Here is a 15,189-nt window from a genome sequence, read left to right as displayed (position 1 = left end):
TCGGCGTTGAACGTGGCGTACGCGGCGTGCAGCTCGCCGAGCACCGCCCCGAACTCGCCGGCGGCCAGCGCCTCGGGTGACTCGGCGAACAGTTGCAGGTCGGGGCTGTGCACCCGGCCGGCGCTCCAGCCGGGGCGGGTCGCCGGGAAGCGGTCGGCCACCAGGGGCGCCAGCTCGGCCGCGGCGAACTCCACCCGGGACGTCCCGGCGGGCAGTCCGGCCAGGCCGAGCACCCGGTCCCAGCGGGCGGCGAACTCGGCCGCGACCCGGTCCACCGGCCGGTCGCCGGGCCCGAACAGCGGCCCCTGCGCGACGAACCACAGGTCACCGAGCCGGACCGGTCCGTCGCCGCTGAGGTCGTCGTACAGGTCGCGCAGCGCGTCGCCGTACGCGGTGGCCAGTTCGGCGGTGAGCCAGCGTGCCGCCCGCAGCGGCAGGTCCAGCGCCGGGGCCAGGGAGTCGAGCAGGCCGCCGCCGACTGTGAGGTCCACGTCGCGTGCGGTCTCCTCGTGGCACAGCGCCCGCCCGGCGTAGTTCTGCCCGGCCCGGCGGCGCGGCGGCAGCCCGGTGAGCGCGGTGAACTCGGCGTCCAGCGCGGACAGCGCGCCGGTGAGCGCGGCCGGGTCACCGGCGGCGTCGGCGACCCGGGTGCGGGCGGCGGCCAGCCGGTCCAGCCCGTCCAGCGCCCGTGTGCGGCACTCCCGGTCACCGATCGCCGCGATCCGCTCCCGCAGGTGGTCCTGCGCGGCGAAGCCCTGCGGCAGGTCGAAGTCCCAGCGCAGCAGCCCTCGCTCGACGAGCTGGGTAAGCAGCAGGAACCCCTCCTCGGCGCGGCGTACGCCGGTCTGCCCGTCGCGCACGAGGTCGTCGACGACGTCCCGGGCCGGGCGGGTGCCGTCGCACCGGCACAGCGCGATCGACTCGCTCAGCGACACCGGTTCCGGGCGCTGGGCGGGCCGGTGCACGACCCGGCCCTCCAGGTGGACGTGCGGCGCCCGGACCGGGGCCAGCCACTGCCGGACCTGCGGGTCGGCGGCCAGCCGGTCCGCGTACGCGGCGAGCGCCCAGTGTTCGAGGTGGACGGCGCGGTGACGGAGCAGCCCGGGGCCGGGCACGGCGGTGACGCCGGGCGCACCCGGTGCCACGGTGCCCCAGCACACCGGCCCGAAGAAGCCGATGGTCTCGCACTTGGCGACGTAGCGCTGCCAGTACCCGGCGACGACGTTCTCCCGGCCCCGGCGGCGGACGTTGCGGGGTGCGTCCGGTCCGTCGCGGACCAGCCCGTCCAGCGCCACCAGCGCCTCCGGGTTCTGCCAGGCGACGGCCTCGCGGAACAGCGGGTCGGCGGCGATCCCGCACAGCGCCGCCGACGACGCCCGGACGGCGGTGGCGTACGCGGCCGTGAACGCCGTCTCGTCCAGGTCACCGTTCAGGTGCCGGTCGGCGGCGTCGGCGCAGTCCGGCGCGGCGAACCGGTCCAGTCCGTCGGCGGGGAACCCGGCGCTGCGCAGCAGCACGTCCCGCCACACCGACCAGCCGGTGTCGCCGAGGGGGACCAGGTACGTCACCGCGGCTCCTCCTCCGCCACCGGGCGGCGCTGGACCCGCTGGCGGCGCAGCGCGCCCCGGCGTGCCGCGCGTTCCACCGCCTCGTCCTCGGCGTCCTCGCCGGACGACGCCGCACCGAGGCTGTCCAGGTGCGCGGCGAGCGCGCGGACGGTCGGGTGGTGGAACAGGTCCACGACCCGCAGGTTCGTGCCGAGCAGCCGGTTGAGCTGCCGTTGCACGACCGCGACCGCGAGCGAGCCGCCGCCGACGTCGAAGAAGCTGTCAGTCGCGGCCACCTCCGGTACGCCGAGCACGTCGCACCAGACCGCGGCGATCCGCCGCTCGGTGGCGGTGGCCGGGCGGGCGGCGGGCACCCCGGCACGACCCACGGCCCGGTTGATCCGGGCGGCCCGGGGCACGTCGTCGGCCGTTCCGGCCGGGACGGCGGTCCAGGCGGGCAGCTCGGCCACCGGCCGCTCCGGGTCGGCGGCGCCGGCCCGCAGCAACCGCTCGACGTCGGCGAGCACGTCGCTGATCAGGGCCTCGCCGTAGACGTCCGGGTTGAAGACGATCTCCACGCGCAGCCGCCCGTCCCGGGTGATGCCGTAGAGCGTGAGGTCGAACGGTGAGCCGGGCGCGGGCACCGGCAGCGGCTCGGCGGCCAGCCCGGCCAGGTCCAGCCGGGGCTCGTCGAACGTGTACATGTTGAACAGCACCTGCACCAGTGGGCTGCGGTCGAGCAGGCCGCCCAGCCCGAGGCCGCCGACGATGCGTTCGACAGGTGCCTCCGGGTGGGCGAGCGCGGCGAGCAGTTCCTCCCAGGCGGCGCGGACGTGCGCGGCGAACCCGGCCCCGGGCGTCTGCCGCAGCCGCAGCGGCGCGATCTCGATGAAGAAGCCGACCATCGCCTCGAAGTCGGCGGCGCGCCGGTCCACAGTGGGGGTGCCCACCACCAGGTCGGGTAGGCCGGTGCGCCGGGCCAGCACCAGCGCGAACGCGGCGAGCACGGCGGCGGCGGGGGTCGCACCGAGCCCGGCGGCGAGGTCGGTGAGCGCGGCGGTGGCGGCCCGGTCCAGCCGGGTACGCACCGTCGCGCTGGTGTACGTCTGTTCGGCCGGCCGGTCCCGTCCCCCGGGGAGTCGCAGCACCACTGGCGCCCCGGTCAGGTGGTCCAGCCACCATTCCAGGTCGGCGGCGGCGCGGCGCCGGGCACGGTGGGCGCGCCAGGCCACGTAGTCGCCGTACGTGGCGGGCAGCGGCGGCAGCGGCGGCCCGTCCCCGAGCGCGGCCCGGTAGGCGGCGGCCAGGTCGGCGTAGAACAGCGACTGGGACCAGCCGTCGAACACGGCGTGGTGGGCGTAGACGGCCAGCACGTGCTCGTCGTCGCCGGTGCGGATCAGTTCGGCCCGCCACAGCGTGTCGGTCGCCAGCGCGAACGGCGTGGCGGCGCTCGCCGCGAGGTTGCCGGCGAGATCCGTGCCCGGGGCGAGGTCACGTACCGGCAGCGGCACCGGTGTGGACGGGTCGGCGACCGCGTACGGCACGCCGTCGCGCTCCGGGATGCGCCAGCGCAGGATCTGCTGACGGTCCGCGACGGCGGTGAGCGCCGTGGCGAGCGCCGCCACGTCGAGCGGGCCGGTGATCCGTTCGGCGAACGCGACGTTGTACGCCGACGCGGCGGCCGGGAAGTAGCGGTCGAGGAACCACAGCCGCTGCTGCGCCGGGGACAGCGCCGGTGGCCGTCCCCGGACGGCGGCGGCGTCGGCCGGGCCGGTTCCGGCGGCGGCGTCGGCGCGGGCGGCGATGCCGCGTGGCGTCCGCCCCACCAGCACGTCCTCGATGGCGAGGTCGCGGCCCAGCCGCTCGCGCAGGTCGGCGACCAGCCGCATCGCGGTGATCGAGTGCCCGCCCTGGTGGAAGAAGTCGTCGTCGCGGCCGACAGTGGACACGTCCAGCAGCGCCGCCCACGCCTGCGCGACGAGGCGTTCGGTGTCGGTGGCGGGCGGCTCGCCGGACGGCACGGAAGCCGGTCCGGCGACGTCGAGCGCGGCCAGCCGCTCGGTGTCGATCTTGCCGTTGATGGTGATGGGCAGCGCGGGCATCGTGTGCATCCGGGCCGGTACGGCGGCGGGCGGCAGCAGCCGGGCGCAGTAGTCGCGCAGCTCGGCGGTGTCGAGGCCGGTGGCCACGTACGCGACGAGTTCCTGACCGCCGGCGCCGGCGCGGACCTGGACGCTGGCCAGGTCGACGTCCGGGTGGCGGCGCAACACGGCCTCGACCTCGCCCAGTTCGATCCGCTGCCCGCGGATCTTCACCTGCCGGTCGGCCCGGCCGAGGAACTCCAGGCTCCCGTCCGGCAGCCACCGGGCCAGGTCCCCGGTGCGGTAGAGCCGCTCCCCCGGCCGGCCGGAGAACGGGTCCGGGAGGAACCGTTCCGCAGTATGGGCGGCGTCGAACAGGTATCCGCGGCCGAGCCCGGGACCACCGGCGAGCACCTCGCCGATCTCCCCCGGGCCGACCTCGCGCAGCTCGTCGTCGACCAGGTGGATGCGGTGGTTGGCGGCGGGCCGGCCGATCGGGATGGGCCGCGTCCAGTCGCCGCTGCCCTCGAACCAGGTCACCAGCACCGTCGCCTCGGTCGGGCCGTACACGCTGATGAAGCGGCGCCCACCCGCGGTCCAGCGGCCGACCTGTTCCGGGCCGGTGGCCTCGCCGCCGGTGATGACCAGCCGTACGCCGGGAAGCCGGTCCGGGTCCAGCAGCGGCAGGATCGGCGGCGGCAGCACCACCACGTCGACTGCCTGATCGGCGCAGATCCGGTAGAGCCGGGTCGGGTCGGCCCGCTCGGCGTCACCGGCGAGCACGACGGTGCCCCCGGCGGCGAGCGGGGCGAGCATGTCGACCACCGACGCGTCGAACCCGATCGAGGCGAACGCCAGGCACCGGGTCGCCGTGTCGAACCCGGAGAACTCCGCGATCGAGGTGACCTTCTCGGTCAGCGCCCGGTGCTCGATCACCGCGCCCTTGGGCTGCCCGGTCGACCCGGACGTGAACATCGCGTACGCCGTGGTGGCGAGCGTCGCCGGGGTCGGCTGCCAGGGCGCGGTGGCGGCGGGGACGTCCAGCACGGTCCGGCCGGTGAACACCTCGGCTGCGGGCGTACCCACGACGACGCGCAGCCGGGCCTCGGCGGCCAGCTCCCGCAACCGCCCGGGCGGCAGCGCCGGGTCGAGCGGGACGTACCCGGCGCCGGCCGCCTGCACGCCGAGCAGCGCGACCACCAGGTCCGGGCGGCGGTCCACGCAGACGCCGACGAGGTCGTCCGCGCCGATGCCGTGGTCCCGCAGCGACGCGGCCAGCGCGGCGGCCCGGCCGACCAGGTCGGCGTAGCTGAGCGTCAGGTCGCCCTGCACCACGGCCGGCGCGCCGGGACGCCGCCGGGCGTGCGCCGCGACCAGGTCGGGCAGGCACACCTCGGGGTAGGGCAGCTCGGGGCCGACCTGCTGGTCGCGCTGATCGTCGCGGCCGGTCATCGTCGTGCCTCGATCCAGTGCCGGGTCCGCCGGAACGGGTAGCCGGGCAGCGGCACCCGCCGGCCGGGCGGCACGGGCAGGTCGGCACCGGCACGCCAGGCGCGGACTGCCTCGTCGCCGTCGACCGGGTCGCCGGCCGCGAGCGCGGTCAACCCGGCCACCGCCTCCCCGGCGTCGGCGCAGGCGACCGCGTCCCGGTACGCCAGCCGCCGCCGTCCCACCGCGAGCGTGTGCGCCACGTCGGCCACCGCCAGGTCGCCGTCGGCCAGCCGGACGGCCAGCCGCCGGGCCAGCTCCCGCAGCGCCGCCGGGCTGCCCGCGGACAGCCCCAGCACCACCGGGCCGGGTGCCCCGGCATCCGGCGCGTCCGTCGCGGGCGCGGGCTCGACGAGTACGTGCGCGTTGGTGCCGCCGAGACCGAACGAGCTGACACCGGCGCGCCGCTCCCCGGCCCACGGCCGGGTCTGCGCGTCCACCTCGGCGCCCGCGGCGGCCAGGTCGATGTCGTCGTGCGCGGCGGTGAAGTGCGCGGTACCCGGCACCTGCCCGGTGCGGACCGCGTACACGGCCTTGATCAGGGAGATCACGCCCGCCGCGGCGTCCAGGTTGCCGAGGTTGCCCTTCACCGAGCCGAGCAGCAGCGGTGCGCGGGCGCCCCGGCGTACCCGGGCCAGCGCGTCCACCTCGATCGCGTCGCCCACCGGCGTGCCGGTGCCGTGCCCCTCCAGGTAGCCCACGTCGGCCGCGTCCCAGCCGACCGACGCCAGCGCCTCCGCCATCACCGCCGCCTGGCCGGACACGCCCGGCACTGTGAATCCGGGCCGGTCGGCGCCGTCGTTGTTCACCGCCCACCCGGCGAGCACGGCGTGCACGTGGTCGCCGTCGGCGCGGGCGTCGGCGAGCCGCTTCAGCACCACCGCCCCGGCGCCGTTGCCGAACACCTGCCCGGTGGCGGCGGCGTCGTACGGGCGGCACACCCCGTCGGCGGCCAGCAGCCCGCCCGGCCGCAGCCGGTACCCGGCCTGCCGGGTGGAGACCACCGCCGCGCCGCCCGCTATCGCCACGTCGCAGCGGTAGTCCAGCAGGCTCTGCCCGGCCTGGCACACCGCGACGAGCGAGGTCGAGCAGGCGGTCTGGACCGCCACGGCCGGGCCGGACAGCCCCAGCGCGAACGCGGTGCGCGTCGGCAGGTAGTCGCAGCCGGACCCGGTCAGCGCGTCGTCCCAGTCCTCGGCGAGCGTGCCCGCCGCCGGTGCCAGCGCGGGGTTGCCCAGCAGGTGGTGGTGCAGGTAGCGGTTGGGCGCGCATCCGGCGAACACGCCGATCTGGGCCGGGTCGCGGTCCGGGTCGATCCCGGCGTCCTCCAGGGCGTGCCAGGCGACCTCCAGGAACAGCCGGTGCTGCGGGTCGAGCAGCGCCGCCGCCGCGGCGGGACAGCCGAACAGGTCCGCGTCGAAACCCTCCAGGTCGTCGAGCCGGCCGAACGCCGGTACCCAGTCCGGTCCGCCCGGCGCGCCCTCGCCAGCCGGGGTCCGGCGCACCGAGTCCACCCCGGACAGCAGGTTGCGCCACAGCGCCGGCGCGTCGTCCGCGCCGGGTACCCGGCAGGACAGGCCCACCACCGCGATCCGGTCGTCCTCGCTCACGCCCGTCCCTCCCCGCCGCCGGCGGCCCGCGCGGCGGCGCGGCGGGCCATCCGGCGTCCGACCGCGGTCAGCCGGCCGTCCTCCGGTACGCCCGGAGCGTCCCCGGCCGTCTCCAGGTACGCGGCAAGCGCCGCCACCGTCGGGAACTCCACCAGCCGGGCCAGCGGCACCCGGCGGCCGAGGTGTTCCTCCAGGTACCCCTGCACCAGGGCGAGCTGGAGCGAGTGCCCGCCCGCCTCGAAGAAGTTCACCAGGCGGCCCACTGTGGGCAGTCCGAGCACCGTGCACCAGCCCGCGGCGATGGTCTGCTCGACCGGCCCGGCCGGCGGTCCCCCGGCGGTCGGCTGCCCCGCGTGCGGCCCTCCGGCGGCCGGGCGACCGGCGTCCGGGTCGGGCAGGGCGGCCTGGTCGAGCTTGCCGGTCGGGCCGATCGGCAACTCCGGCACCGCCACCACCGCCCGGGGCACCATGAAGTCCGGCAGCACACCGGCCAGCCGTTCCCGCAGCACTCCCGGCTCGACGTGCGTCCCGGCGGCGCCGACCACGTACGCGACGATCTCCTGCTCGCCCGCGCCGGACGCACCGCGTCGCGCCACCACCGCCGCGTGGGCCACCCCCGGCAGCGCCGCCAGGCAGGCCTCGATCTCGCCCAGCTCCACCCGGTAGCCGCGGATCTTCACCATCCGGTCGCCGCGGCCCAGGTAGACGAGCATGCCGTCGGGCAGCCGCCGCGCGATGTCACCGGTCCGGTACGCGCGCACCCCGTCGTGCTCGGTGAACCGGGTCGCGGTCAGCTCCGGCAGGCCCAGATATCCGAGCGCGACGTGCGGGGTGCGCACGACCACCTCGCCGGTGAGGCAGGCCGGGCGTCCGGCCGGGTCGGTCAGCACCACCTCGACGCCCGGCAGCGGATGCCCGATCGGCACGACTGCGCGCCCCGGGTCGGCGTCCGGCGGCAGGTGGTGCTGCGCGGCGAAGCTGATCTCGGTGGTGCCGTACCCGTTGACGAACACCACGCCCGGCGCGAACGACCGCCGGGCCAGCGTCACGTCGTGCCGGGTGACCTCCTCGCCGCCGAGGACGACCGCGCGGACCGACGGCAGCCGCCCGTGCTCGCCGAGGCTCGCCACCACGTACCGGAAGACGGTCGGGGTGGAGTGGTAGACGGTGACGCCCCGGTCGGCGAGCGCGCCGGTGAGGTGGCCGAGGCCGTGCGTGCGGACGTCGACCGGGACGGCGGCGGCGCCGGACAGCAGCGCGCTGAACGTGTCGGTGACAGCCATGTCGTAGCCGAACGAGGTGAGCACGCTCGTGCGGTCGTCCGGCCGGACGGCGAAGTTGCGCACGTGGTTGCGGACGCCGAACAGCACGTTGCGGTGGCTCTGCACCACGCCCTTCGGCTTCCCGGTGGACCCGGAGGTGTAGAGCACGTACGCCGGGTCGTCCGGGCGCGCGGGCCCGGACGGCACCGGCACGCCGGGTTCGCCCCGGCGCAACGACACGACACCCAGCTCCAGCCCGGCGTCGGCCGCGAGCGCGGCGGCCCGCCCTTCGTGGCCGGGGTCCGCGACGATCGCCCGGACGCCTGCGTCGCGCAGCATCGCGGCCAGGCGGGCCGCCGGGTACGCCGGGTCCAGCGGCACGTACGGCGACCCCGACGCCAGCGCCGCCAGGATGCCGGTGATCGTGGCGACGCCGTGGCGGCACAGCACCGCCACCGGCGCCGTGACGTCACCCGTCCCGGCCAGCGCTTCGGCGGTCGCGGCGACTGCCGCCCCGAGTTCCCGGTAGGTCACAGTCGCGTCGTCGGCGAGCACCGCCGGCCGTTCCGGGTACGCCCGCACCGCCGCGGCGAACGCGGCCGGGATGGTGTCGCCGCGGACCCGATCGGCCTCGGTGCCGTCGCCGCCGTGCAGCCGCCAGAGGTCCGGCGCCGGACGCCGCTCGTAGCTGGCCGACGGCAGCACCCCCGCCGACGAGGCGTCCGGGTTCAGCGTGGACAGGAACTCGGCCAGGTCGGCGCGGAGGTCGTCGGCGTACGCGGCGGGCAGCCCGGACACGGTGACGCCGGCCAGGTCGGCGCTCACCTCGACGGTGGCGTCGACCGGTTGGTCCGGCGGCGCCGGGCACAGCGAGCGGCACAACTCCCGGATCGGCGCGTCGGCGGTCAGGTCGAGCGTCACCGGGTCGTCGCCGTGCCGCAGCGTCACCACAGGGGATCCGGTGTACCGGCGTACCACCAGGGCCGTGGCGGTGAGGACGACGGCGGCCGGGTCGACGCCCGCGGCCTGCGCCCGGGCGGCGAGCCGCGGCGGCGGGCCGAGCGGCTGCGGGGACGGGCTCACCGCTGGTCCAGGACGGCGGCGACCACGTCGGCGAGCGTGGACACCTCGGCGTCGGCCTCGGCGATCCGGAAGTCGTCGCAGTAGCTGCCGGTGCCGTGCACCACGATCTCGTGCCCGGCCGGCACCAGGCCCCGGTCGACGGCGTTGCAGACGCCGGTCAGCGCCATCAGGATCGACCACTCCCGCAGCCGGGCCGGGTCCTCGGGCAGCGTCAGGCCGGCGTCGGCGAGCCACTGCCGGGCGACCGGGTAGCGCCGGACGCACTCGCGCCGCGACACCACGATGCCGTCGCCGCCGTGCCGCCGCACGAGCGCGTTCATGGCCGGGGAGGTCACCGGGCGGTGGGTGTAGAACGTCGGGTCGAGCACCTCGGCCGGGTCGTCGGTGACGGCCGGGAAGCGCAGGTCGGCGTCCTGCGTCCAGACGCCCCGGCTCTCGTCGAGCGTGTACGCCGGGCAGTGGTCCCGCTCGAACGAGCCGTGGCGCAGGCTGAGCACCATGTCCGGCGTGCCGAGATGCTGCACGAGCAGGAAACCGGGGCGGGCGGCCGGGTCGGCGTCGCCGGCCGCCTCCAGCACGTCGCGGCCCAGGTTGTAGCCGAGCAGGCCGAACGCGCTGGACACGGCGTGCGCGTGCCAGCGGGAACCGGTGGCGGGCGACACGTCGGCCTCGAAGGCGGCCCGGGCGGCGTCGGCGACCAGGTAGTTGCGCAGGTCGAGGGTGTACCAGAGGGTGACGCCGTGCTTGTCGTACGCGGTGGCCGCGTACTCGTCGACGAACGCGCGGCCGAGCGCCTTCACGCCCTCCGGGTCCGCGCCGGTGTACCGCAGCAGCGGGTTGACCGCACGGGTCGCGGGATCGGCGGCGAGCGCGTCGTGGCGGAACTTGTGCCGGGTCGCCGCCGGGGCCAGCACCACGATGGACAGCTGCTCCGGGGTCACCAGCCCGGCCCCGTACGCGCGCGCCACCGAGTCGCGCAGCGCCACGCCCTTGTTGCCGGAGGTCGGGGTGACGATGCACAGCCGCTCGCCGGTACGCCGGATGTGCTCCACCGCGCGGGCGACGATCACCATCGAGGCGAACGTCTTCGTGGTCCGGGTGCCCGGGTTGGCGGTCAGGTCGAGCATCGTCAGGTCGTGCCCGCCGTAGTGGCCCAGCGGGGACCAGCTGACGGTGGCGGCGGCGTAGAACTCGCGTACCGCGGGGGTCAGCTCGGGCAGGTCGAAGCCGGGCGCGAAGCCGGGCGTGCCGGGCGCGTCGCCGGGGACCGCGCCGCACCGGCGCACCGCCGACGCGATGACGTCGTAGTACTCGGTGATCATGTTGCGGGTGGCCGGGGTGGTCACGGTCATCGGGCTTCCTCCAACACACTCCGGGCCGGCGCCGGCGGCACCGTTCGCAGATGGTCACGCAGGGCGGTGAACCGGCAGGCGATCTCGGGCAGCTCGCTCGCGTGCCAGCCGCCGGCCAGGTCGGGCCGGTACGCCGCCAGCGCCGCCCGGGCGCGCTCCGGGTAGCGGACGTGGCCGCCGCCGACCTCGACGCCGTCGCGGCGCCCGGCGGCGGTGTTCCAGGCGACCGCCTGCGCCACCGGCAGCTCGGCCGGCAGCCGCAGCTCGGTCCGGCCGCCGGTGAGCCGGACCGGATAGCCGCCCGGCAGTCCCAGCGGGCCGGGCAGGCTCGCCGTCACCTCGTCACCGGCGGCGAGCGCAACCACCAGGGCGGCCCCGGCGTGCCCGGCGAGCGCGTTCAGCTCCGGCCGGGGAAGCGCGCGGTACCCGGCGAGCAGCCCGGTGACGTCCGGGACGGGCCGGCCGTCCAGCCAGGCGCGTACCTCGGCGGTGTCCTCGTCGTCCGGGCCGGGCGCGGCGAGGTGGGCGTGGTGGCCGAGCACCGCCAGCCGGCGCTGGCCGGGACGGCCGAGCGCGGCGTCCAGGCACGCGGCGAGCGTCGCCACGTTGCCGATGCCGCAGCGCACCGGCAGGTCCAGCGCGGCGAGCAGCGGGTTGACCGCGTCCGGGAACGCGCCGTTGACGAGCGTGGCGCCGGGCGCGCCGCCGGCCAGCGCGACGGCCAGCCGGGACACCAGTTCGGCCTGCAACGCCAGCGTCACCCCGAAGCCGGCCGCGGCGATCAGGTCCGTCCAGGCCGACGGCGCCGCCGCCCGCTCGTACGGCGACTGCGCGGACGCGGCGCAGACCAGCACGTCGGGCCGGAGCCGGGCCATCGAGGCGGCGTCGGCGGCGTACCCCTCCCCCGGGCCGGCGCCGGGTTCGGCGGTGAACGGCCGGGCGGTGACGGCGACGGGGGTTCCGGCGACTGTGGCGCGCACCCGCGCGGCGCGGGCGAGCGCGTGCGCCGCGTCCGGGTCGCGGGCCAGGACCGTCACGCGCAGCGGCGCCGGGGTGGGCGTCGCGGCCAGGGCGTGGCACAGCGAGCGGGCCAGCCGGCCGGCGCCCACCACGACGACGTGCCGCGCGTCAGCGGACCGGGCTGACATCGCGTCCCGCCTCCGTGACCCGGTCGACCCAGTCGGCGAACGACCCGGCGCGCAGACAGCTCGCCGGGGACACCTCCAGCCCGGCCATCTCCCGTACCCGCAGCGCCATCCGCAGCGCGGTCAGCGAGTGCCCGCCGAGCGCGACGAACGTGTCGTCGTCGTGCACCGCGTCGACGCCGAGCGTGGCCCGCCACGCCTCGCGCAACCGGTCGGTGAGGGCGCCGCCGCCGGGTTCCGCAGCAGGCCCGGTGGGCCGGGGCGGTGGCGGTGGCAGCTCCAGCCGTGCGACCTTGCCGTTGGGCAGGCGGGGCAGCCGGTCGACCAGGACGATCTGGTCCGGGCGCATCGCGGGCGGCAGCGCCGAGGCCAGGTAGCCCTGGAGCAGCCCGGTGGTCAGCAGGTGGTCGGCGGGCTCGTCCCGGGGCGTCGCCGCGGGTGGCGGGTCCTGCGGCCGTACGGCGTAGACGTAGCTGACGTCGGCGTCCGCGCCGACGTTCCAGTCGCCGATGTCGTGCACCTCGAACCCGGCAGCGCACAGCAGCTCGCGCACCCGCGGGGTGGTCACGCTGCTGCGCTCGACCTCCAGGCAGACCTGGCGGATGCGGGGCCAGTGCTCGGGGCGCAGCCCGCGCAGCACGCTCAGCTCGGCACCCTCGGTGTTGATCTTCAGCAGGTCGACGCGGTCCAGCCCGAAGCGGTCCAGCAGGTCCGACAGCGTCACAGTCGGCACCACGTGCGCCACCGGGGCGAGGCGGCGGCGGGCGTCCGCGAGGAGCGCTGCCTGTTCGGTCTCGTCGGCGTCGCCGCCGCCGTGGCGGTAGTGCGACCGGACCAGGTCGGAGGCGGCGCCGGCCCGGTCGGCGCCGAGGCCGGACAGGTAGCTCAGCTCGGGGAACGAGGTCAGCTCGGCGGTGCCCGCCGCGTCGGTCACGGCGGCCTCGACGACCGACGCGGACCCGGCGTAGAGGCCGAGGTTGGCGCGCAGGTACGGCAACGTGTCCGGGTTCGGTTCGACCGCCACCAGCCGCACGTCGCGCGCCTGCCGGGACGCCCAGAGCGAGAACAGGCCGATGTTGGCGCCGACGTCGAGGACCACGGCGCCGTCGCCGACGCGGACGCCGAAACGGGCGTACTCGGCCTGGTCGAAGATCTGCCGGTAGAGGAAGACCGCCTCGTCCGGCGACGCCGCCGTGACCGCCATGCCGTTCGGAAGCGGGAACCGCGGCAGCCCGCCGGCCGCCGGGGCCTGCCGGGGCTGCGGCACCACGTACCCGACCAGGCGTGGGCCGTCCTCGGCGTCGGGGACTGTCACCACCACCGCGTCGTGCACTGCCGGATGCTCGCGCAGCACGGCTGCCACCTCGCCCGGCTCCACCCGGACCCCCCGGATCTTGACCTGGTCGTCGGCCCGGCCGCGGAACTCCAGGAAGCCCTGCGGCGCGATCCGCACCAGGTCACCGGTGCGGTAGAGCCGCGCGCCCGGCCGCGCCGGGTCGGGTCGGAAGCGCTCCGCCGTCCGCTCGTCGTCGCGCAGGTAGCCGAGCCCGACCGCGACCCCGCCGATCCACAGCTCGCCGGTCCCGCCCTCGGGCACCGGGCGCAGGTCGTCGTCGAGCACGTGGGCGGTGACGCCGTCGATGATCCGGCCGATCGGGGCGATGCTGCCCGCGTACGGCTCGGCGCAGTCCCAGTAGGACACGTTGATCGAGGTCTCGCTCGGGCCGTACCCGTTGAACAGCCCGCACGGCAGCAGCTCGCGCAGCCGCCGGACCAGCCGCATGTCCAGCGCCTCGCCGCCGCACAGCACCCGCCGCAGCGTGACGCAGCCGGCGAACTCCGGCTCGTCGAGCACGTGCCGCAACATGGTCGGTACGAAGTGCGCGGTGGTGACCGCCTCCCGCTGGATCAGCCGGACCAGCCCGAGGCTGTCGAACTGCAGGCCCGGCCCGGCGACGACCACGGCGCCGCCCGCGATCAGCGGCGAGAGGATCTCGTGCACCGACGCGTCGAAACCGATCGACGCCTTGTGCAGCACCCGGTCGTCGGCGGTGAACCCGAACCGGTCGTGGCCCCAGGCCAGCCGGTTGACCAGCCCGGCGTGGTGCAGCACGACGCCCTTCGGCCGGCCGGTGGAGCCGGAGGTGAACAGCACGAGTGCGGCGTGCTCACCCGGCGGCAGCCAGCCGATGCGATCGGTCAGGTCGGCCGGCGACCCGGCCCGCGCGGTACGCACGTCCCGCCACCCGGTGGACGCGGGCGCGGCGACGGCGGGCGGACGGTCGGCGTACAGGACGAGCCGGGGCGCGGCCGCCGTGAGCATCTGCTCGGCCCGGCCGGAGGGCAGCTCGGGGTCGATCGGGACCGCCACCGCGCCCACCGCGAGCGTCGCCAGCAACGCTGTCACGTAGTCGGCGGACCGGTGCAGGTACAGGCCCACCAGGTCACCCGGCCGCACGCGGGCGCGGCGCAGCAGCTCGGCCGTCGCGCCGACCCGCTCCCACAACGCGGTGTAGCTCAGCTCGCCGTCCGGGCCGACGATCGCGGGCCGGTCGCCGCCGGCGCCGGCGGGCCGGTGCACCAGGTCGGTCAGGTAGCGCGGGCCGGTCACGGCGCTACCTGCGTCCTCGTCGCGACCGCGACGATCGCCATCCGGGGCACCTCGGCCACGAACTGCCCGTCGGCCCGGTAGACCAGCGGACGGGCCGGCACGTCGTCGCGGCCGATTCCGGCCAGGTAGCCGGTGTGGTCGAAGTGGCGGGTCAGCAGCCCCCACACCTCGTCGTCGGTGAGCGTCGCGAAGTAGTCGCGCACGCCGTACATGTCGCCGACGTAGTCGCGCATGCCCGCGGAGGCGGACTCGGCGCTGTCGGCGCGCACGATCAGCGGGTCGTACAGGTCGACGACGCGTACCGGCAGCCCGGCCCCGGTGAACAGGCCGGTCAGCTCGGCGCGGCTGAAGTGCCGGTAGTCGTGGCCGCCGGCGGCGTGCGGGTGCACCACCTCGCCGAAGAACCCGGCCATCGGGCTGGACTCGTCGAAGTCGTGCAGCACGATCCGGCCGCCGGGGCGGACCACCCGGGCCGCCTCCGCGACCGCCTGCGGCCGCCGGGCCGCCGGGATGTGGTGCGTGCCGTACGCCAGCAGCACCGCGTCCACGCCGGCGTCGCGCAGGAACAGGAAGTGCGCGGCCTGGCGGACGGCGGGCAGGCCGTGGGCCAGCGCCTTGTCGACCATGTGGCCGGACAGGTCGCCGGTGATGAACGCCAGTTTGGACTCGAAGCAGGCGGACTGGCTGCTCGCGGCGCGGGCCACTGTGCCGTCGCCGCCGAGCACGTCGAGGATGAGCGTGACCGGGGCGGCGGCGTCCGGGGTGGCGAGGTCCAGCAGCCGCCGCATGCCGGTCCAGCGGACGAGCGTGTCCCGCTGCGCCCGGCGATAGGAATCGCCCCGGCCGGTGGAGTCGGTGTCGAACTCGCTGACCGTGCCGGCCAGTTCCGCGAGGGCCTCGTCCGCGCCGGGGCGGCCAAAGTCGAGCAGCTCGCGCAGTTGCGGGTGGAGGGTCGCCACGGTGTGCAGGTAATCGCGCAGGACCAGGGACGGAAGGTACGGCCGGCTCAT

At 76.6% G+C, this 15,189-nt stretch carries 8 protein-coding genes (1 of these 8 only partly in view); all 8 read right to left on the bottom strand.

Translation table 11 applies throughout. From position 1 onward, the window contains the following. Tightly spaced (each overlapping or abutting the next), the 8 genes in view from IF06_RS0103370 to IF06_RS0103335 form a layout consistent with a single transcriptional unit that may run on beyond the window. Positions 1-1,568, bottom strand: partial view of a lantibiotic dehydratase gene (locus IF06_RS0103370; protein WP_030268910.1) — the 5' portion only. 748 nt of this gene lie to the left of the window's left edge; only the first 1,568 of its 2,316 coding nucleotides appear in the window; its start codon is at positions 1,566-1,568; its stop codon lies off the left edge, out of view. Next, on the bottom strand, positions 1,565-5,080 hold the full coding sequence (locus tag IF06_RS0103365; RefSeq protein ID WP_030268908.1) for a non-ribosomal peptide synthetase: 3,516 nt from the start codon (positions 5,078-5,080) through the stop codon (positions 1,565-1,567). The genes IF06_RS0103370 and IF06_RS0103365 overlap by 4 nt, the downstream gene beginning before the upstream one ends. Then, positions 5,077-6,726, bottom strand: coding sequence for a beta-ketoacyl synthase N-terminal-like domain-containing protein (locus IF06_RS0103360; RefSeq protein ID WP_030268906.1), 1,650 nt, complete (start codon positions 6,724-6,726; stop codon positions 5,077-5,079). The genes IF06_RS0103365 and IF06_RS0103360 overlap by 4 nt, the downstream gene beginning before the upstream one ends. After that, complete coding sequence (locus tag IF06_RS0103355) at positions 6,723-9,071, bottom strand: non-ribosomal peptide synthetase (protein ID WP_030268904.1); 2,349 nt, start codon at positions 9,069-9,071, stop codon at positions 6,723-6,725. Before IF06_RS0103355 ends, IF06_RS0103360 begins: the two co-directional genes overlap by 4 nt. After that, positions 9,068-10,423, bottom strand: a complete 1,356-nt coding sequence (locus tag IF06_RS0103350) for a DUF6002 family protein (RefSeq protein WP_030268902.1) — start codon at positions 10,421-10,423, stop codon at positions 9,068-9,070. Before IF06_RS0103350 ends, IF06_RS0103355 begins: the two co-directional genes overlap by 4 nt. After that, positions 10,420-11,571, bottom strand: coding sequence for a hypothetical protein (locus IF06_RS0103345; RefSeq protein WP_030268900.1), 1,152 nt, complete (start codon positions 11,569-11,571; stop codon positions 10,420-10,422). The genes IF06_RS0103350 and IF06_RS0103345 overlap by 4 nt, the downstream gene beginning before the upstream one ends. Beyond that, a complete protein-coding gene (locus IF06_RS0103340; RefSeq protein ID WP_030268898.1) occupies positions 11,552-14,179 on the bottom strand; it encodes an amino acid adenylation domain-containing protein in 2,628 nt (875 codons plus the stop codon). Before IF06_RS0103340 ends, IF06_RS0103345 begins: the two co-directional genes overlap by 20 nt. Continuing rightward, positions 14,176-15,189 carry a class I SAM-dependent methyltransferase gene (locus IF06_RS0103335; RefSeq protein WP_013285799.1) on the bottom strand — a complete coding sequence of 338 codons (1,014 nt, stop codon included), beginning with the start codon at positions 15,187-15,189 and terminating at the stop codon, positions 14,176-14,178. Before IF06_RS0103335 ends, IF06_RS0103340 begins: the two co-directional genes overlap by 4 nt.

Source organism: Micromonospora globosa, assembly GCF_000717585.1.
GTDB classification, from domain to species: domain Bacteria; phylum Actinomycetota; class Actinomycetes; order Mycobacteriales; family Micromonosporaceae; genus Micromonospora; species Micromonospora aurantiaca.
This window is presented reverse-complemented; position numbering and strand designations above follow the sequence as displayed.